Here is a 17913-nt window from a genome sequence, read left to right as displayed (position 1 = left end):
CGACTGGGGCCGGTGATTTAGTTCCCGAGCAGGGGCTCTGGTTCCGATTCGCCTGAGCCGTTTTCGTCGCCTGAAAGGCGAATCTCTGGCGCGTTTACGGCGTGGCCGCGTTATGGGCCTGTGATGATCGAGAGCTTCGCAGATCCGGACAGCCTGGCCGACCATGCCGCCGGTCTCGCGGTGGAGGCCCTGGCCGCGGCGATCGCCGCGCGGGGCGGGGCCGTCCTGGTCGGAACGGGAGGCCGTTCGCCGGCGCCGGTCTATGATCGGCTGGCCCGGTCGGCGCTGGATTGGTCCAAGGTCAAGGTCACGCTTTCGGACGATCGCTTCGTGCCGTCGACCTCGCCGGATTCCAACGAGCGGCTGGTCCGTGAGCGGCTGTTGGTCGAGGCCGCGGCCGTGGCGCAGTTCACACCGATGAGCGTCGAAGCGGTCAGCGTAGACGCCGCCGCGGAAGCGGTAGAGGCCGGCGTGCGGGCGCTCGCGCCCTTCGACGTCATGCTGCTGGGCATGGGCGATGACGGGCACGTGGCCTCGCTGATCCCAGGCAGCCCGGTGCTGGCGGCCGGCATGGACCCTTCGGGCGACCGCTACTGCCTGGGCGTGCCGGCGGGCGTAGGCTCGCCGCCGGTGGCGCGGGTCACCCTGACCCTGCCTGCCCTTCTCCAGGCGCGGCTGACCCTCATCCTGATCTCCGGAGAAGCCAAACGGCGGATCGTCGAGGCCGGGAACGGACTGCCCGTGCATGCGCTGCTGGAACAGGCTAAAGCGCCTGTGCGCATTCTCTGGACGCCGTAAAAGTCGGAGCGAGTTCCATGGCTGCTGCCTTGCATCCCGTCACCGCCGCGGTCACGAACCGCATCATCGAACGTAGCCGCGAGAGCAGGGCCGGCTATCTGAGCAGGATCGAACAGGCCCAGCACGATGGGCCGGGGAGGGCCAAGCTCTCCTGCGCCAACTGGGCGCACGCCTTCGCGGCCAGCCCGGAGGGCGACAAGCAGCGGATGCGCAATCCGGCGTCCCCTAATGTCGCCATCGTCTCGGCCTATAACGACATGCTCTCGGCCCACCAGCCGCTGGAGCGGTTCCCGCCGATCATCAAGGCCGCCGCAGAGGCGGTGGGGGCGACTGCCCAGTTCGCCGGCGGCGTCCCGGCCATGTGCGACGGGGTCACCCAAGGCCGGCCGGGCATGGAGCTGTCGCTGTTCTCGCGGGACGTGATCGCCATGTCGACGGCAGTCGCCTTGACCCACGACGCCTTCGATGCGGCCCTGATGCTGGGCATCTGCGACAAGATCGTGCCGGGGCTGGTGATCGGGGCCCTGTCCTTCGGCCACCTGCCCGTGATCTTCGTGCCCGGCGGGCCGATGACCTCGGGGATCTCCAACGCCGAGAAGGCGCGCGTGCGCGGCCTGTTCGCCGAGGGCAAGGCCACCCGCGACGAGCTGCTCGAAAGCGAGATGAAGTCCTATCACGGGCCCGGGACCTGCACCTTCTACGGCACGGCCAACTCCAACCAGATGATGATGGAGATGATGGGCCTGCACCTGCCGGGCTCGGCCTTCGTGCACCCCAACACCCCGTTGCGCGACGCCCTGGTCGCCGCCGCGCCCAGGCGGGCGGTGGAGATCGCCCATGGGAGCAACGCCTATACGCCCATGGCCGTGGTGGTGGACGAGAGGTCGATCGTCAACGCCATGGCCGGGCTGCTGGCGACCGGCGGCTCGACCAACCATACCCTGCACCTGGTGGCCATGGCGCGTGCGGCCGGGGTGGTCATCGACTGGTCGGACTTCGACGAGCTTTCCCGCGTCACGCCGCTGCTGGCCAGGGTCTATCCGAACGGCTCGGAGGACGTGAACGCCTTCCACGCGGCTGGCGGCATGGCCTTCGTGGTCCGTCAGTTGCTGGACGCCGGCCTGGCGCATGAGGACGTGGTGACCGTCGCCGGCGGCAACCTGCGCGCCTACCAGCAGGAGCCCTTCCTCCAGGATGGCCAGCTCGTCTGGCGCGAGGGCGCCGAGGAGTCGCTCAATCCCGACATCCTGCGGCCAGTCAGTGATCCCTTCCTGTCCGAGGGCGGAATCCGGCTGCTCACTGGCCCCCTGGGGCGGGCGGTGATCAAGACGTCTGCGGTCAAGGAGGCGAACCTTGCGATCGAGGCGCCGGCCATCGTCTTCTCGGACCAGGACGAGCTGCTGGCCGCCCACGCGCGGGGCGAGCTCAATCGCGACTTCATCGCCGTGGTGCGCTTCCAGGGGCCGACCGCCAACGGCATGCCCGAGCTGCACAGTCTGACACCTGTGCTGGGCGTCCTGCAAGACAAGGGCTTCAAGGTGGCGCTGGTCACCGATGGGAGGATGAGCGGCGCATCGGGCAAGGTGCCGGCCGCGATCCACGTCAGTCCGGAGGCCGCACATGGGGGGCCGCTGTCGCAGGTGCGCGACGGAGACCTGATACGGCTCGACGCCCATGCGGGCGTGCTGGAGGTTCTGGTCGATGCGGCCGAGCTCGCCGCGCGACCGAAGGCGTCGACCTCGGGCTCGAACGTGGGCTATGGGCGTGAGCTGTTCGGCTGGATGCGCCGGGCGGCGGCGCCCGCCGAGTTGGGCGGCGGCGCCCTCTTTGGAGAGCTTGCGTGAAGATCGTCTATACCGGCCTCGTCGGCGATATCGGGGGCACCAATGCGCGCCTGGCGGTGGTGGATTCCGCAGGGAGGATCCGCAATCCCAAGACCTATCCGGCCGAAGAGTACGGCTCGCTCACCGAGGTGATCGCCGAATATCTGGAGACCACGGTGGGCCGTCAGCGGCTCTATAGCGCCGTGCTGGCGGTGGCCGGGCCGGTGGTCGACGGCGAGATCGAGTTCACCAACCTGGACTGGCGGGTGTCCGAGGCCGAGCTGATCGGGGCCTTCGAGTTCCAGGCAGTCCGGCTGGTCAACGACTTCGCGGCCCAGGCGATGGCCGCTCCGGTGCTCGACGCCGACGACCTGCGCCCCATCGGCGACGTCTCCCGCGGCGCCGACAGCGCGCCCATGCTGGTGCTGGGGGCCGGGACCGGCTTCGGCGTCGCCATCCTCGCGCGGACCGATCGCGGAGACGTAGCCATCCCCAGCGAGGGCGGCCATGCCGGCTTCGCCCCCTACGACCAGGTCGAGGCGGCCATCTGGGAAGGGCTGCGAAAGACCCATGGCCGGGTGTCGATCGAGCGGCTGCTGTCGGGGCCGGGCCTCTATGCGCTCTATCGGGGCCTCGCGGAGGTGCGCGGCGTGGCTGCGGACCTCAAGGACGAGAAAGAGGTCATGGCGGCCGGCCAGCAGGGCGGCGACCTCCTGGCCGAGGAGACCCTGGAGCGGTTCTGCGAGATCCTCGGCTCGGCGGCGGGTGATATCGCGCTGACCACCGGGGCGCGGGGCGGGGTCTACGTGGCCGGCGGCATCGCGCCGCGCCTGGCCGATCGCCTGGCCTCCGGGGGCTTTCGGCGGCGGTTCGAGGACAAGGGCCGGCTGTCGGACTTCATGCACGACATTCCCACCTATCTGATCGTCCATCCCTATGCAGCGCTGGTCGGGGCGGCGCGCCTGCTGGAGCATTTGGAGACAAGCCCCCTATGACGCTCACCGAGATCCTGAAGCTCGCGCCCGTTGTCCCGGTGCTGATCATCGAGGATGAGGCGCAGGCCGTGCCGCTGGCCAGGGCGCTGACAGCCGGCGGGCTCTATGCTCTGGAAGTCACCTTGCGCACGCCGGTGGCGCTGGAATGCATCCGCCGGATCGCCGGCGAGGTGGAGGGTGCGGTCGTCGGGGCCGGCACCGTCACCACGGCCTCGGCGCGCCAGGCCTGCGCCGAGGCGGGCGCGCGCTTCGCCGTCAGCCCCGGCCTGATCGAGGGTGAGACCGCGGAAGGACCGGTTCCGCTCCTGCCGGGCATCGCTACCGCGACCGAGCTGATGTCGGGCCTGCGGGCCGGCTTCTCGCATTTCAAGCTGTTCCCAGCCAACGTCGTCGGCGGCGTCGGCGCCCTGAAGGCGTTCGCCAGCCCCTTTCCGCAGGCCAGTTTCTGCCCCACCGGCGGCGTCGATGCGAAGAACGCCCCCGACTACCTGGCCCTCTCCAACGTGATCTGCGTCGGCGGAAGCTGGGTGGCCCCCGGCGATGCCGTGAAGGCCGGGGATTGGGCCCGGATCACCAAGCTGGCCACGGAGGCGGCGGGTCTCCACGCCTAGTTGGACGCACCCTCGCTCGCACCTCCCCGCTTGGCGGAGTATCCAGGCACAGCTATCGCCCCTTGAACACTCCAGGCCGGCGTTCCTGAACGGCGCGGACGCCCTCGGCGAAGTCTTCGGTGGCGCGCAGGATGCTCTGCTGGTCGTGTTCGTGGCTGGTCTGGGCGCGGACGGTGGCGGCCAGTTCGCCGCGCAGGGTCTTGCGGGTGGCGATCACTGCAAGCGGCGCGTTCTCGGCGATCTCGGCGGCCAGGGCCTGGGCGGCCGGCAGCAGTTCGTGCAGCGGGACCATCTCGTCGGCGAGGCCCCAGGCGAGCGCTTCCTCGCCCTTGATGCGGCGGCCGGTCAGGAACATCAGGCTGGCCCGCTGCTCGCCGATCAGGCGGGGCAGGGTGTGGGTCAAACCAAAGCCCGGATGGAAGCCCAGCTTCACGAAATTGGCCGAGAACCGGGCCTCCGGGGCGACCACCCGGAAGTCGGCGACGAGCGCCAGGCCAAGGCCCGCCCCCACCGCCGCGCCCTGCACCGCCGCGACCATCGGGGTCTCGATGGAGAACAGTCGCACGGCCTGCTCATAGAGGCTGTCGACCCCGCTCATGCCCGTGCCGCCGATGCCGGTGGGGGAGACCAGGTCGGCGCCGGCGCAGAACGCCTTGCCGCTGGAGGCCAGCACCACCGCGCGAATGTCGTTGTCCTTGTCGAGGGCTTCGAGCGCGTCGGCCAGGTCGCGCATCAGCTCGACCGAGACGTGGTTGTTCGGCGGCCGGTCGATGACCAGCGTCGCCACATGGCCTTCGGTGGTGACGGTCAGGTGGTCGCCATAGGCAGTCTTCATCGTCTCGATCCCATCAGGTTACGGGCCACCACCCACTTGTGGACTTCGGTGGGGCCGTCATAGATCCGCATGGTGCGCAGGCGCGAGGCCATGAGCTGAAGCGGCAGTTCCTTGGTCATGCCCATGGCGCCGAAGGTCTGCATGGCGCGGTCGACGACCTCCCAGGCCATCTCGGTGGCGTAGGCCTTGATCATCGAGATCTCGATCCGCACGTCGCGGCCCTCGTCCAGCTTCCAGGCGCAGTCATAGGTCATCAGCCGGGCGGCGTGGATGCGGGTGGCCGCGTCCGCGACCCACCATTGGATCGCCTGCCGTTCCGAAAGCGGAAGGCCGAAGGTCTTCCGCTGGGGCGCATACTCACAGATCATGTCCAGCGCTCGCTGGGCCATGCCGATCGACCAGGACGCCATTTCGATGCGGCGGGTTCCCAGCCGAAGCTGCATCGGCCCGAAGCCGTTGCCCTCCTGGCCCAGCAGCTTCCAGCCCTCGACCCGGCAATCCTCCAGCGCCACCTCGTAGGTCGCCTGGCCGCCGATCATCGGAATGCGCCGCAGGACGTTGAAGCCGGGCGTCCCCTTGTCGATCAGGAAGGCGGAGATGCCGCCGCGCGAACCCTTTTCCCGGTCCGTCACCGCCATCAGGATGGTGAAGTCGGCTTCCTGCGCACGGGTGATCCAGATCTTGCGGCCGTTGATGATCCAGTCGTCGCCGTCCCGCTCGGCCCGGGTGATCATGCCGGCCGGGTCGGCCCCTGCGCCGGGCTCTGAGATGCCGATGGCGCTGATCGTCTCGCCTCGGACGTAGGGTGCGAGATAGGCCTCCCGCTGCCGCTCGTTCACGGTCGCGGCCAGCATGCGCAGGTTCGGGCTGTCCGGCGGCAGGGTGTAGGGGGTGATGGTCCGCCCCAGCTCCTCGTTGACCCCGACCATGGCGACGTTGGGCAGGTCGATGCCGCCCACGTCCTCCGGCGCGTCCAAGCCCCAGAGGCCGAGGGACCTCGAAACCTCGTCGAGCCTGGCGTGTTCGGCCGCCCCGATGCCCAGGCCCTTGCCGTCGGCCTCCCGGGCCAGGACGCCGGCTTCCAGCGGCATCAGCTCGTCGCGGACGAACCGGGCCACCAGCTCCTTCAGCATCCTGTGTTCGTCGGATAGAGCGAAGTCCACTAGCCCTCCCCCGCGTCAATGGGCGATCCTTGAGGATCATAACGATGCGGTCTGCAGAGGGGAGGCCTGACGTGGCGGAAGTAAAGCAGCTGGCCAGTGAAGCCACGGGCCCCCTGAAGGGAATCCGCGTCCTAGACCTGACCAGCGTGGTGTTCGGCGCCTATGCGACCCAGATGCTGGGCGACCAGGGGGCGGAGGTCATCAAGCTCGAGGACCCCGGCTCGGGCCGCGGCGATGGCGGCGACATCATGCGCTGGCCCGGCCATACGCCGCAGGACTGGCCGCGGGACCTGGGGCCGATCTTCCTGGCCATCAACCGCAACAAGCGCTCGGTGCTGATCGATCTGAAGGACCCGAAGTCCCGGCCGGCGCTCGAGGCCCTGATCCGGAGCTGCGACGTCTTCGCCTCCTCCATCCGCTATGACGGCCTCAAGCGGCTGGAGCTCTCCTACGAGGACGTGAAGGCGCTGCGGCCGGACGTGGTCTATGTCCACGCGGCGGGATACGGCTCGGAAGGGCCCTATGCCGGGGAGCCGGCCTATGACGACCTCATCCAGTCGGCCTCGGGCCTGGCCGACGTCCTGCCGCGGACGGACGGCAATCCGGTCCCGCGCATCCTGCCCAGCCTGATCGCCGACAAGGTCTCGGGCCTCTTCATGTGCCAGGCGATCACTGCGGGCCTCCTGAGCCGCGAGCGCAACGGCGGCGGCCAGTTCATCGAGGTGCCGATGCTGGAATGTGTCACCAGCTTCAATCTGGTCGAGCACCTCTACGACCACACCTTCGACCCGCCCACCGGCCAGTGGGGCTACCAGCGGGTGGTCAACCCGCACCGCAAGCCGTTCCCCACCAAGGATGGCTACATCGGCCTGCTGCCCTATACCGACAAGCAGTGGGACATCTTCTTCAACGTGGCCGGCTGGGGCGACAGCTTCGGCAAGGACCCACGCTTCCAGGGCGCCGAGCGCGGCCGCCACACGCACGAGCTCTACGCTCTGGTCGAGACCGTTACGGTCACAAAGACCACGGACGAATGGATCGAGCTCCTGAAGCCGCTGTCGATCCCGGTGACCCGGACCAATCGGCTGGACGACCTGCCCACCGATCCGCACCTGGCCGCGGTCGGCTTCTTCCAGAAGTACGAGCATCCCCAGGCCGGAACCTATGTGGCGATGAAGCCGCCGGTGAAGTTCACCGGCACCCCGGCCAACATCCGCCGTCATCCGCCCAGGCTCGGCGAGCACACCGAAGAAGTGCTGGCCGAGTTGTCGCAGGCGGAAGGAGCGAAATAGCCGTAAAGCTCCCCCGGAGGGGGAGCAGTCAGCCGAAAGGCTGACTGAGGGGTTTCCCAGTCGGGGAGGACCGCCTGTCGGCGGCCCCCTCCGTCTCGATGCTCCGCATCGATCTACCTCCCCCAATGGGGGAGGTACTGGACAACCTAGACCGGGACGAACACCGGGACGGGCGGCCCGTTCGTCGTCGGCTGGAACTTCACCTTCACCTTCTGGCCGATGGAGAGCGCCTCAGGCGCCACGCCCAGGAAGTTGGTCAGCACGGCCGGGCCCTCGTTCAGGGTCACGTAGCCGATGGCGTACGGGCCCGAAGGTGAGCGACGCATGACGCTGTAGGTGTAGATCACGCCTTCGCCGGGGCTCTCTTCCCACACCGTCTTCTCGGAGAAGCAGAACGGGCAGAGGGCGCGCGGGTACCAATGGGCCTGGCCGCAGTCGTTGCAGCGCTTGATCAGGAACTTGCCTTCGGCGGCGGCGTCCCAGAAGGGCTTGCTTTCGATGGTGACGGCGGGCGCCGGGATATCCCGGGTCATCACGTCGGGGCGGTCTTGGACGTCGGTCATTCTTAGGCCTCCCGTTCCATGATGAGGGTCGCCGCGCCGTGGCGCGTGCCGAGCGAGCCGCCCGTGCCGTGGGCCAGGGCGATGTCGCAGTTGGGGACCTGCACCTTCTCGTGGGCCTCGCCGCGGAGCTGGCGCACCGCTTCGATGACCTTGGTGATGCCGCCCCGGTTGGTCGGATGGTTGTTGCAGAGGCCGCCGCCGTCGGTGTTGAACGGCAGCTTGCCGACGCCCGAGATCAGGTTGCCGTCGGCGACGAACTTGCCGCCCTGGCCCTTCTCGCAGAAGCCCAGGTCTTCGAGCTGCATCAGCACCGTGATGGTGAAGCTGTCGTAGATCGAGGCGTACTTGACGTCGGACGGCTTCACGCCGGCCTCGCCAAAGGCGATCGGGCCGGACCAGACCGCGCCGGAGTGCGTCAGGTCGAGGCCGCGGCCGCCTTGCGGACCCTTGGGCGACTCGCCGGCGCCCATGATCTTCACCTTCGGGCGCTTCAGGCTCTTGGCCACCTCGGGCGAGGTGACGATCAGCGCGCCGCCGCCGTCGGTGACGACGCAGCAGTCGAGCAGGTGCAGCGGATCGGAGATCATCCGCGAGTTCACCACGTCCTCCACCGTCACCACGTCCTTCAGGAAGGCGTTCGGGTTGTACTGGGCGTGGTGGCTGGCGGCGACCTTGATCCAGGCGAGCTGCTCGGAGGTGGTGCCGTACTCGTACATGTGGCGCATGGCGCACATGGCGTAGGTGTTGTGGGTCGAGCCGCCGTAGATGTTCTCATAGCCGGCCTCGGGCGGGCCATCGGTCAGTTGGCCCGGCTTGCCGGAGCCGCCGCCGAAGAACTTGTTCTGGCGCGGACGGCCGGCGAGGGTCACCAGGGCGACCGTGCACTTGCCTTCGGCGATGGCCTGGGCCGCGTGGCCCACGTGCAGCAGGTAGGACGAGCCGCCGGTCTCGGTGGAGTCCATGTGCCGGACGTTCCGAAGGCCCATGTAGTCGATCATCGACATGCCGCCGAAGCCGGGGGCGTCGCCGGCGCAGAAATAGCCGTCGATGTCGTCCTTGGTCAGGCCGGCGTCCTCGAGCGCGCCCTTGGCGCACTCGGCGTGAAGCTGCGGGGTGGATTTGTCGGGCGCGTCGCGGAGCGGATGCTCGTACGCCCCCATAATGTAGGCCTTGCCTTTTATGCTCATGCGTTTCCCCGGAAATTATCTTTCAAGAATGGCTCTCGCTTATCGCGGCGCAGCATGGACGGCAACCGTCTGCCCGGAAGCGGCGGTCGCCGTGCTGCAAAACTGGGCCGCGCTGGAGCAGCCCAGGTTCCGATTTCATGGTCGTCCGGCGGCCGCCAGGCAGCCGCCGGCTGATCCGCCTTAGGCCGGCTGCTGTTCCTTCATCGCCGCGATGCGGGCGTCGCGCAGGGCGGTGCGGCGCACCTTCCCGGCGTCGTCGCGCAGCGGTTCGTCGACGAATTCGTAGGTCCGGGGCTGCTTGTAGGTGACCAGCTTGGCGGCCAGATGCGCCCGAAGCGACGCTTCGTCGCGCCCGCCCCTGGTCTGCACGATCGCGTGAATGAGGTTGCCGAGGTCGTCGTCCGGAATGCCGATCACCGCGCAGGACTGGACGTCGTCATGCTCCTCCAGCGCCGCTTCGATCTCGGCCGGATAGACGTTGGAGCCGCCCACCAGGATCATGTCGGTGCGCCGGTCGGCCAGGTAGAGATAGCCTTCCTCGTCGAACCAGCCGATGTCGCCCAGGCTTTCCCAGCCGCCAGGCAGGGTCTTGGCCGTCGCGCCCAGGTACTTGTAGGACGGGGCCGCGCCTTCGGGCCGGCGCATGTAGATCTCGCCGACCTCGCGCGGGGGCAGGGGGTTGCCGGCATCGTCCATGGCGACCATCTCGCCCATCCGCACCTTGCCGACGGAGCCGCGGTGGGTCAGCCACTCGGTGCCGGAAATCGCCGTCGAGGCCTGGGCCTCGGTGCCGGCGTAGAGCTCCTGGATCACCTCGCCGCCGAGCCAGTGGATGAAGGCTTCCTTCAGCCAGGGCGGGCAGGGCGCGGCCAGGTGCCAGAGGGTCTGCAGGGACGACAGGTCGTACTTGGTGCGGACCTCCTCCGGCAGGTGCCAGATGCGGTTCATCATGGTCGGGACCAGGTAGATCCAGGTCGCCTTGTGCCGCTCGATGTTGGCCAGGGTCGCCTCGGCGTCGAAGCGGGGCATCAGCACCATGTGCGCGCCCATGTTGAAGGCCGACATCATCATGCCGAAGCCGGCGTTGTGATAGAGCGGCGCCGGCAGCAGGCACACCGAGTCCCGCTTGATCTGCCAGCCGCCGACCTCCGGGGTTTCCCTGGCGCTGACGCCCGGCTGGCCGGCCAGGATCAGCTTCGGGCGGCCGGTGGAGCCGCCGCTGGTCGGGGCCTTGGAGATCGGGGCGGTCTGGTCGGGCAGGTCGCTCTCGTCGTCCGACAGGGCCGCCAGGTCCTTCACCGACAGCAGCGGCCGGTCGATCTCGTGCTCGAACTCGGCGATCACCACCGGCGTCTTGGCCAGTTCCATGATCGCCTCCAGCTCGCCCTTGGGCAGGCGGAAGGAGATCGGCTGGGGCGTGGCGCCCAGCTTCCAGATGCCCCAGCAGGCGACGGCGAAATCGGTCGAGTTGGGAAGGCCGAGCGTGACGAGGTCGCCGAATTTCACGCCCTTGGCGGCAAGGCCGCGGGCGACGCGGTTGGAGAGCTTGTGGAACTGGTCGTAGGTAAGGGTCACATCGCCGCAGCTCACCGCGGGCGCATCGGGCTTCAGTTCGGCGAGCTGCTTGAGCTTGGCGCCGAGCGAGATCATCTCGTCAGGCATGTTCGTCCCTAAAAATGGGTCGGGCTCTTATGGCCCCTGGATTGAATGCGAGCGCGCCGCCGAAATCGCGAGGGGCGGGCGACGGCTAGTTTCCTCTAGGGCACTCGTCGAGGGCAAGCGCCGATTGCGGCCGGCCCGGATTCAGGGTTTAGGAAGTCGTACATTTGTTTGAATAGGGAGAGGGGCCGATGTCAGTCGAAGAGCTGATGAGCCAGGAGTTCGGGACGCTTGCCGACGTGATCAGGGCGCAGGCCGCCGAGCTGAAGGACAAGCCCGCTCTCGTCGACGCCAACCGCACTATTTCCTACGCCGAGCTCGACGAGCTGATGGACCGCATCGCCGTCGCCCTGCAGCGCGACGGTGTCGGCAAGGCGGACGTCGCCGCGGTCTGCGCCACCACCTCGGTCGAGTATGGCGCGACCTTCTTCGGCATCCTGCGGGCCGGCGCGATCGTCGCGCCGCTGGCGCCGTCCTCGACGCCGGAAAGCCTGGTGATGATGCTGAGCGACTCCGGCGCCAAGGTCTTCTTCCTGGACGCCGGCGTGGCCAAGGCGCTGGAGGGCGTCGCCGGCCAGATCACCGCCAAGCGGGTGGCCCTGGACGGTTCGGCCGCCGGGGTCGCCTTCGAGGAATGGCTGGCGCCCAAGGGTTCCAAGCCGGCCCCCGTCGAGGTCGAGCCCGACCAGGGCTTCAACATCATCTACTCGTCCGGCACGACCGGCGCGCCGAAGGGCATCGTCCAGCCGCACCGCATGCGCTGGGGCCAGATCCGCCGCGGGGTCTATCCGGCCGACGCGGTGACCATGATCTCCACGCCGCTCTATTCGAACACCACGCTCGTCTCCTACCTGCCGACCATCTCCAATGGCGGCACGGCGGTGCTGATGCCGAAGTTCGACGCCGAGCAGTTCCTGAAGCTCTCGGCGCAGAACAAGGTGACCCACGCCATGCTGGTGCCGGTGCAATACCGCCGGATCATGGAGCGGGCCGATTTCGACAGCTATGACCTGTCGTCCTTCCGCATGAAGTTCTCGACCAGCGCGCCCTTCTCGCCGGAGGTGAAGGCCGACGTGCTGAAGCGCTGGCCCGGCGGGCTGATCGAGTACTACGGCATGACCGAGGGCGGCGGCTCCTGCTACCTCGTCGCCCACGAGCATCCGGACAAGCTGCACACCGTCGGCGTGCCGCTGCCTGGCCACGACATTCGCCTGATCGGCGAGGACGGCAAGGAAGTGCCCCAGGGCGAGATCGGCGAAGTGGTCGGCCGCTCGGGCGCGATGATGGTCGGCTACCACAACCAGCCGGGCAAGACTTCCGAGGCCGAGTGGTACTCGCCCGAAGGGCTTCGCTACATCCGCACCGGCGACGTCGGCCGCTTCGACGAGGATGGCTTCCTGACGCTCATGGACCGCAAGAAGGACATGATCATTTCGGGCGGCTTCAACATCTACCCGTCCGACCTCGAGGCCGAGGTGGTCAAGCACGAGGCGGTTCTGGAAGCCGCCGTGGTCGGCGTGCCATCCGAGAAGTGGGGCGAGACGCCGGTTGGCTTCGTCGCCCTGCGCCCGGGCAAGAGCGTCGGCGCCGAAGAGCTGCGCGAATGGGTCAACGCCAAGCTCGGCAAGACCCAGCGCCTGGCTGACCTGATCCTGGTGGACAGCCTGCCGCGCAGCCACATCGGCAAGGTGCTGAAGCGCGACCTTCGTGATGGCTACAAGGGAAAGGCCCTGGCGTGACCCAGATCTCTGTCGCCGACCTCTGCGACGAACATGAAGGGGTGATCGAGGTCTGCGTGACCCAGTTCCGCGACTTCGGCGGGCGGACGGCCTTCGCCGGCCCCATCCGCACCGTGCGCTGCCATGAGGACAACTCGGCGGTGAAGGCCACCCTGGCCGAGCCGGGCGAGGGCTGCGTCCTCGTGGTCGACGGCGGAGGCTCGCTGCACAAGGCGCTGGTCGGGGACAACCTGGCCGCCGACGGCGTGAAGAACGGCTGGGCCGGGATCGTCGTCAACGGCGCCGTCCGCGACGCCGCCGTGCTGAGCACCCTCGACATCGGGGTCAAGGCGCTGGGGACCAACCCCATGCGCAGCGTCAAGCGGGGCGAGGGCGTGGTCGACACGCCCGTCGCCTTCGGCGGTCTCGTCTTCCTTCCCGGCGACATGCTCTATGCTGACGAGGACGGCGTGGCCGTGTTGGCCGCCGACGAGGGCTGAGCCATGGCGGACGTCTTCCCCACCAAGAGCGACGATCTCGCCGGCGACCTCAACGCCATGCAGCAGGGCTACCTTCCCGGCGAGCTCGGCCTCGAGGTGCTGGAGGTCCGCAACGGCTACCTGCGCAGCCAGGTGAAGGTCGAGCACAAGCACATGGCGCCCAACGGCTTCCTGCACGCCGCCAGCGTCATCGCCCTGCTCGACTCCGCGGCCGGCTACGGCTGCCGCACCTCGCTGCCGCAGGACGCGATCGGCTTCACCACCATCGAGCTGAAGAGCAACTTCCTGGGCACCGCCAGGATCGGCGACACCGTGCTCTGCGAGGCCAACCTCGTCCACGGCGGCCGCATGACCCAGGTCTGGGACGCCACCGCGACACACGCCGAGAGCGGCAAGGCCATGGCGCTCTTCCGCTGCACCCAGATGATCCTCTACCCGCGCTGACAGAAAGGCGAAAACGCCCGCTTGATCTGTCGTGGCCGGATGAGTAGGTTCCGCGCCTCGCGCTCAGCGGGCTCCGTCGCCGGAGGCCCGAAAGACGTCTCCGGAGAGGTGGCTGAGTGGTCGAAAGCACCGCACTCGAAATGCGGCGTACCTTTACGGGTACCGTGGGTTCGAATCCCACCCTCTCCGCCACGCACTGAGCGCTGATCTCCCCAGCCGACCGCCAGAAGGACGCCGCGCCCATTGCGCGCACCTAGGTGATTCCGCCACTCGCTTCAGCAGATCGCCTGAGCGCGGGTGCGGTTCTGCGGCGTTATCAAGGCCGGTGGACTGCTGTGCCTGGAGGAACGCCAATGGCTGAAGACTGGTCCATCGATGTCAGGAAGTACGCGCCCGACGCGGACTCCGGCGTGATCGCCGCGATCGTGCGATACCTTGGGATCGCGCTGCAGAACCGGGATTCGTCCCTGGTGTCATTCAGTGACAAGGCCGAGACCGACCGGGTGCGCGAGAACTATCTGAAGAAGAAACTCGGCCTGACCGACAGCGACGCTGCGCTCGACAGCGCGATCGCCGAGGTGGGCGAGCGCATGGGCGGCGACCCGACCAAGAACCGGGTGACCGCCTACTACCTGCTGGCCGAGAAATTCCGGAAGCTGTCGGTGTTCGGCGGCATGGATCGGCGTGTCGGCGGCGCAGCGGCGATGGCGGCGACCGCGGCGGCGGCTCCGGCCGCGGCAGTGGTGGCCGACACCCCGATCGAGCGGCGCGTCGAACGGGAGCAGCCGCCGGCCGCGCCCTACGCCGTGAGGGCGGGCGCCGCGGCCGCGCCGGCTAGACGAGGGATCACCTGGTGGCCGTGGTTGCTGGCGGCCGCCCTAGCCGCGCTGCTGGTCGGGTTGGTGTTGCTGGCCAATCGGCGGCCCGCAGAGGTAGCGACCGCTCCGGCCGTCGCTCCCGTGGAGACGGCGCCTGCCGCAACCGCGCAGGCCCCGGCGCCCGCGGAAGCCGCGCCGCCGGTGGCGACCACGCCGGCTCCGGTCGCGGGGACGACGATCGGCCTGCCGGCGAACGTGTATTTCGCCCTCGGATCGGCGGCGATCGGGCCCGGCAGCCAGGCCGCGATCAACGCCGCCGCTTCGGCCGCCAACGCCGGCGGCGCCAGGTTGGCCATAACCGGCTATACCGATCGCACCGGCGACTTGGCGCAGAACCAGGCCCTGGCGCGAAACCGGGCGGTTGCGGTTCGGGACGCCCTGATCGCCGCCGGCGTGTCGGAGGCCAATATCGAGATGCGTCCTCCGGCGATGGTAGAGACCGGCTCGACCAACGCGCCTGAACTCGACGCGCGGCGGGTGGAGATCAGCCGGCTGTAACGGTCCCGCCGCGCGCGAACCCTAACGCGTCATCCAAGGCTTGGATTTGGATGACGAGCGCGCGGCGGCGGCCTGCTCACGCTGAAACCGGCCGCCCCGCGGCGGCTTGGGCCGTGCATCGATCGCCGCCTTCTTCAGGCGCAGAGCCCGCTGGATTGGCGTTTCCTCCGGCGGAGGCGTGTCGGAATTGTCGGTCATGAGCGGGTCCTTGCTGAGCGGGCAGCCTAGGGGTTTGCGTCCTTCTTCGCCATGACGCTGTCCGGGGCCGGCGCAGGTCTCGTTCGCAACCATTCGCGAAAGGCCGCGATCTCCAACGTCTGGGCTCGCGTATGGACTTGGGTGGATCTTCCAGCAATGCCGGCGCCCGCCGCAGGATCGCCCATTCTCCATAACACGACGGCTAGGTTCAGGCGGCTCGGGGTGTTTCCACCCCACCGACCGGCGCCCATGTCTTTCGCGAGAAAGTCCCTTAGAGCCGGGAGCGTGCGCATGCTCTCCAGGAACGGCAGGCCAAGATCGGCGACCGCTTGAGATATCACGTGCGGCGACAAACTCCGCCATTGGCGCAAATCTGTCCAGAACAAAAAGAGAACTCTCAATCGCATTGCCTTGCGCCTTCCCCTCGTGCATCAGCGCCTCATGAAACAGGTCATCGTCGTCAACGAGGCCCTGGGCCTGCCGCCCGGCAAGATGGCCGCCCAGGTGGCGCATGCGGCTGTCGGGGGACTGCTCAACGCGCCGCGGGATAAGCAGGCAGGCTGGCTGCAGGCGGGCATGCCCAAGGTGGTGCTGCGTTGCGGATCGCAGGACGAGCTCTTCGCCCTGGCCGAGCAGGCGCAGGCGGCCGGCCTGCCGGTGATGCTGATCCGCGACGCCGGGCGGACGGTGGTGGAAGCCGGCACGCCGACCTGCGTGGGCATCGGCCCCGACGAGATTTCCAGGATCGACGCCGTGACCGGCTCGCTGAAGCTTATGAGGTGATGGAGATGGTCTATTCGACCAAGCGCGGGACCGGGGTCATCGGCACGCTCGAACAGCCGCTGGAGCCGGTGACCTTCGAGGCCACCATCGAGCACGGCCAGAGCGCCATCCTCTCCTTCATCGCCAAGGCGCGCACCCTCAGCGGCAAGAGCCTGGCCGACCATGTGGGCCAGAGCATGGTGCTGCAGATCGACGACGGCCCGGCCCTGGCGGTGGTGATCGTGCACATCGAAGGCGAGGACGCCGTCCTCAACCTGGCGCCGCGCTGATCCGTTCTGCGACGACAGGTTTTCAGGCGCAGCTTGGCGTGGTCCTCTCTCCCCAGATCCTAGAGGGGAGCTTTCATGAAAAACCTTCCGGCCGCCGTCCTGGCGGCAGGCCTGCTGTGCTCGGCCGCGCCGGCGGCCCTGGCCCAGTCCTATCCGGCGGCGAAGATCGCCAGCCTGAAGTCCAGCGCACAGGCTGGCGTTGAGTCGCGCGCCAAGCTGGCGCAGCAGATGAACGACCAGATCTTCTCCTACGGCGAACTCGCCTTCCAGGAGGTCGAGACCTCGAAGTACGTGACCGGCGTGCTGGAGGCCAACGGCTTCAAGGTCGAGCGCGGCGTGGCCGGGCTGCCCACCGGCTGGACGGCGACCTGGACCCACGGCTCGGGCGGGCCGGTGATCGTGCTGGGCAGCGACATCGACGGCATCCCGAAGGCCTCGCAGAAGCCCGGCGTGCCCTGGCACGACCCGCTGGTCGCCGGCGCCCCGGGCCATGGCGAGGGGCATAATTCCGGCCAGGCGGTGAACGTGGTCGCGGCCCTGGCGGTCAAGGACCTGATGGAGAAGAATGACATCGCCGGGACCCTGGTCCTGTGGCCCGGCGTCGCCGAGGAGCTGGTGGCCGGCAAGGCCTACATGGTCCGCGACGGGGTGTTCAAGAACGCCGACGTGGCGCTCTTCACCCATGTGGGCTCCAACCTCGGAACCGGCTGGGGCGCGACCTCCGGCACCGGCCTCGTCTCGGTCGAATACACCTTCAAGGGTGCGGCGGCCCACTCGGCAGGCTCGCCGTGGCGCGGCCGCAGCGCCCTGGATGCGGTCGAGCTCATGAACATGGGCTGGAACATGCGGCGCGAGCATCTGCGTCCCGAGCAGCGCTCGCACTACGTCATCACCGACGGCGGCGACCAGCCCAACGTCGTCCCGTCCACGGCGACCGTCTGGTATTACTTCCGCGAACAGACCTTCGACGGCATCAGGAAGAACTACGAGATCGGCAACGCCATGGCCGAGGGCGCCGCCAAGATGACCGACACCACGGCCTCTTGGCGCATCCTCGGGACCGCCGCCCCGCGCCACTTCAACCGTCCGCTGGCCGAGGCGGCCAAGGCCAATATCGACAAGGTCGGCCTGCCCAAGTGGACCGCCGACGAGCAGGCCTTCGCCAAGGCGGTGCAGAAGAACCTCGGCTCGGCCACCCAGAAAGGACTGGCCACCGAGCTCGACAAGCTGGAGGCGCCTGTCGAAAAGCCCGCCAGCGGCGGCTCCGACGACATCGGCGACATCTCCTGGACCCTGCCGACCATCACCGTGGTCTATCCGGCGAACATCCCGGACCTGCCCGGCCACCACTGGGCGAACGCCATCTCCATGGCCACGCCGATCGCCCACAAGGGCGTGGTCGCCGGCTCGAAGGTCATCGCCATGACCATGGTGGACGTGCTGACCGAGCCCGCCTTGCGCAAGAACGCCAAGGACTACTTCGTGAACGTCCAGACCAAGACCCAGAAGTACGTGCCGATGATCGGCCCGAACGACAAGCCGGCCATCGAGATCAACAGCGAGGTGATGGCCAGGTACCGGCCGCAGATGCGGGAGCTCTACTACGACCCGGCCCGCTACCCGACCTATCTGGAACAGCTCGGCGTGAAGTGGCCGGTCACCGACCTGACCCCGCCGGCCGGCTACAAGGTCGACTGAC

At 68.4% G+C, this 17913-nt stretch carries 18 protein-coding genes and 1 tRNA gene; 13 read left to right on the top strand and 6 right to left on the bottom strand.

The annotated features are described in order from the left end of the window. Nucleotides 1-123 precede the first annotated feature (123 nt). The 4 genes from pgl to eda are packed head-to-tail and all read left to right on the top strand — an operon-like array spanning nucleotide 124 to nucleotide 4227. Entirely contained in the window at nucleotides 124-798 is a 675-nt protein-coding gene (gene pgl, locus ABID41_RS07150) for a 6-phosphogluconolactonase (RefSeq protein ID WP_331929817.1), read from the top strand. Between the two features lie 17 nt (nucleotides 799-815). Next, nucleotides 816-2642, top strand: a complete 1827-nt coding sequence (edd, locus tag ABID41_RS07145) for a phosphogluconate dehydratase (protein ID WP_331929815.1) — start codon at nucleotides 816-818, stop codon at nucleotides 2640-2642. After that, nucleotides 2639-3616 (top strand): glucokinase, encoded by a 978-nt coding sequence (glk, locus tag ABID41_RS07140; protein ID WP_331929813.1) that lies wholly within the window; start codon nucleotides 2639-2641, stop codon nucleotides 3614-3616. The genes edd and glk overlap by 4 nt, the downstream gene beginning before the upstream one ends. Further along, on the top strand, nucleotides 3613-4227 hold the full coding sequence (gene eda, locus ABID41_RS07135; RefSeq protein WP_354297361.1) for a bifunctional 4-hydroxy-2-oxoglutarate aldolase/2-dehydro-3-deoxy-phosphogluconate aldolase: 615 nt from the start codon (nucleotides 3613-3615) through the stop codon (nucleotides 4225-4227). The genes glk and eda overlap by 4 nt, the downstream gene beginning before the upstream one ends. Before the next feature lie 52 nt (nucleotides 4228-4279). Here eda and ABID41_RS07130 read toward each other — a convergent pair whose 3' ends face one another. Both ABID41_RS07130 and ABID41_RS07125 read right to left on the bottom strand, forming a co-directional pair. After that, nucleotides 4280-5062 carry an enoyl-CoA hydratase/isomerase family protein gene (locus tag ABID41_RS07130; protein ID WP_331932722.1) on the bottom strand — a complete coding sequence of 261 codons (783 nt, stop codon included), beginning with the start codon at nucleotides 5060-5062 and terminating at the stop codon, nucleotides 4280-4282. Next, on the bottom strand, nucleotides 5059-6225 hold the full coding sequence (locus tag ABID41_RS07125; protein WP_331932723.1) for an acyl-CoA dehydrogenase family protein: 1167 nt from the start codon (nucleotides 6223-6225) through the stop codon (nucleotides 5059-5061). Before ABID41_RS07125 ends, ABID41_RS07130 begins: the two co-directional genes overlap by 4 nt. Before the next feature lie 71 nt (nucleotides 6226-6296). Here ABID41_RS07125 and ABID41_RS07120 point away from each other — a divergent pair, with 71 nt between their 5' ends. After that, the gene (locus ABID41_RS07120; protein ID WP_331932724.1) at nucleotides 6297-7517 is read left to right on the top strand and encodes a CaiB/BaiF CoA transferase family protein; all 1221 of its coding nucleotides are present in this window, start codon (nucleotides 6297-6299) and stop codon (nucleotides 7515-7517) included. Nucleotides 7518-7663: 146 nt separating this feature from the next. On the opposite strand, the gene ABID41_RS07115 is transcribed toward ABID41_RS07120, so the two are convergent. The 3 genes from ABID41_RS07115 to ABID41_RS07105 all read right to left on the bottom strand — a co-directional run bounded on the left by ABID41_RS07115 (nucleotide 7664) and on the right by ABID41_RS07105 (nucleotide 10929). Continuing rightward, complete coding sequence (locus tag ABID41_RS07115; protein WP_331932725.1) at nucleotides 7664-8080, bottom strand: Zn-ribbon domain-containing OB-fold protein; 417 nt, start codon at nucleotides 8078-8080, stop codon at nucleotides 7664-7666. Nucleotides 8081-8082: 2 nt separating this feature from the next. After that, nucleotides 8083-9267: a thiolase domain-containing protein gene (locus tag ABID41_RS07110; RefSeq protein WP_354297360.1), complete on the bottom strand. Its 1185-nt coding sequence runs from the start codon at nucleotides 9265-9267 to the stop codon at nucleotides 8083-8085. Between the two features lie 180 nt (nucleotides 9268-9447). Beyond that, nucleotides 9448-10929 carry an AMP-binding protein gene (locus tag ABID41_RS07105; RefSeq protein WP_331932727.1) on the bottom strand — a complete coding sequence of 494 codons (1482 nt, stop codon included), beginning with the start codon at nucleotides 10927-10929 and terminating at the stop codon, nucleotides 9448-9450. Between the two features lie 188 nt (nucleotides 10930-11117). Here ABID41_RS07105 and ABID41_RS07100 point away from each other — a divergent pair, with 188 nt between their 5' ends. The 5 genes from ABID41_RS07100 (at nucleotide 11118) to ABID41_RS07080 (ending at nucleotide 14964) form a co-directional block, all read left to right on the top strand. Next, complete coding sequence (locus ABID41_RS07100; RefSeq protein WP_331932728.1) at nucleotides 11118-12665, top strand: class I adenylate-forming enzyme family protein; 1548 nt, start codon at nucleotides 11118-11120, stop codon at nucleotides 12663-12665. Next, nucleotides 12662-13144 carry a ribonuclease E activity regulator RraA gene (gene rraA, locus ABID41_RS07095; protein WP_331932729.1) on the top strand — a complete coding sequence of 161 codons (483 nt, stop codon included), beginning with the start codon at nucleotides 12662-12664 and terminating at the stop codon, nucleotides 13142-13144. Before ABID41_RS07100 ends, rraA begins: the two co-directional genes overlap by 4 nt. Nucleotides 13145-13147: 3 nt before the next feature. Then, entirely contained in the window at nucleotides 13148-13588 is a 441-nt protein-coding gene (locus tag ABID41_RS07090; protein WP_331932730.1) for a PaaI family thioesterase, read from the top strand. 102 nt (nucleotides 13589-13690) lie between these two features. Further along, nucleotides 13691-13780, top strand: a tRNA-Ser gene (locus ABID41_RS07085). A gap of 161 nt (nucleotides 13781-13941) precedes the next feature. Continuing rightward, nucleotides 13942-14964: a DUF2853 family protein gene (locus ABID41_RS07080; protein WP_354297358.1), complete on the top strand. Its 1023-nt coding sequence runs from the start codon at nucleotides 13942-13944 to the stop codon at nucleotides 14962-14964. Nucleotides 14965-14985: 21 nt separating this feature from the next. Here ABID41_RS07080 and ABID41_RS07075 read toward each other — a convergent pair whose 3' ends face one another. Then, nucleotides 14986-15162: a hypothetical protein gene (locus ABID41_RS07075; protein WP_331930389.1), complete on the bottom strand. Its 177-nt coding sequence runs from the start codon at nucleotides 15160-15162 to the stop codon at nucleotides 14986-14988. A gap of 441 nt (nucleotides 15163-15603) precedes the next feature. On the opposite strand from ABID41_RS07075, the gene pth2 reads away from it, so the two are divergent. The 3 genes from pth2 (at nucleotide 15604) to ABID41_RS07060 (ending at nucleotide 17912) form a co-directional block, all read left to right on the top strand. Beyond that, on the top strand, nucleotides 15604-15945 hold the full coding sequence (pth2, locus tag ABID41_RS07070; protein ID WP_331930387.1) for a peptidyl-tRNA hydrolase Pth2: 342 nt from the start codon (nucleotides 15604-15606) through the stop codon (nucleotides 15943-15945). A 5-nt stretch (nucleotides 15946-15950) separates the two neighbouring features. Further along, nucleotides 15951-16214 carry a hypothetical protein gene (locus tag ABID41_RS07065; protein ID WP_331930385.1) on the top strand — a complete coding sequence of 88 codons (264 nt, stop codon included), beginning with the start codon at nucleotides 15951-15953 and terminating at the stop codon, nucleotides 16212-16214. 75 nt (nucleotides 16215-16289) lie between these two features. Then, on the top strand, nucleotides 16290-17912 hold the full coding sequence (locus ABID41_RS07060) for an amidohydrolase (protein ID WP_331930383.1): 1623 nt from the start codon (nucleotides 16290-16292) through the stop codon (nucleotides 17910-17912). Nucleotide 17913: the final 1 nt, after the last annotated feature.

The sequence above is a fragment of the Phenylobacterium koreense genome (assembly GCF_040545335.1).
GTDB classification, from domain to species: domain Bacteria; phylum Pseudomonadota; class Alphaproteobacteria; order Caulobacterales; family Caulobacteraceae; genus Phenylobacterium; species Phenylobacterium koreense.
The sequence above is the reverse complement of the archived record's forward strand: the minus strand, read 5'-3'. Positions and strand labels throughout refer to the sequence as shown.

Coding starts and splice junctions, on each gene's coding strand:
- edd (WP_331929815.1), top strand. CDS start 816: ATGGCTGCTGCCTTGCATCCCGTCACCGCCGCGGTCACGAACCGCATC.
- ABID41_RS07075 (WP_331930389.1), bottom strand. CDS start 15,162: ATGACCGACAATTCCGACACGCCTCCGCCGGAGGAAACGCCAATCCAG.
- ABID41_RS07100 (WP_331932728.1), top strand. CDS start 11,118: ATGTCAGTCGAAGAGCTGATGAGCCAGGAGTTCGGGACGCTTGCCGAC.
- eda (WP_354297361.1), top strand. CDS start 3,613: ATGACGCTCACCGAGATCCTGAAGCTCGCGCCCGTTGTCCCGGTGCTG.
- ABID41_RS07115 (WP_331932725.1), bottom strand. CDS start 8,080: ATGACCGACGTCCAAGACCGCCCCGACGTGATGACCCGGGATATCCCG.
- ABID41_RS07090 (WP_331932730.1), top strand. CDS start 13,148: ATGGCGGACGTCTTCCCCACCAAGAGCGACGATCTCGCCGGCGACCTC.
- ABID41_RS07105 (WP_331932727.1), bottom strand. CDS start 10,929: ATGCCTGACGAGATGATCTCGCTCGGCGCCAAGCTCAAGCAGCTCGCC.
- ABID41_RS07080 (WP_354297358.1), top strand. CDS start 13,942: ATGGCTGAAGACTGGTCCATCGATGTCAGGAAGTACGCGCCCGACGCG.
- ABID41_RS07110 (WP_354297360.1), bottom strand. CDS start 9,267: ATGAGCATAAAAGGCAAGGCCTACATTATGGGGGCGTACGAGCATCCG.
- pth2 (WP_331930387.1), top strand. CDS start 15,604: ATGAAACAGGTCATCGTCGTCAACGAGGCCCTGGGCCTGCCGCCCGGC.
- ABID41_RS07065 (WP_331930385.1), top strand. CDS start 15,951: ATGGTCTATTCGACCAAGCGCGGGACCGGGGTCATCGGCACGCTCGAA.
- pgl (WP_331929817.1), top strand. CDS start 124: ATGATCGAGAGCTTCGCAGATCCGGACAGCCTGGCCGACCATGCCGCC.
- ABID41_RS07060 (WP_331930383.1), top strand. CDS start 16,290: ATGAAAAACCTTCCGGCCGCCGTCCTGGCGGCAGGCCTGCTGTGCTCG.
- ABID41_RS07130 (WP_331932722.1), bottom strand. CDS start 5,062: ATGAAGACTGCCTATGGCGACCACCTGACCGTCACCACCGAAGGCCAT.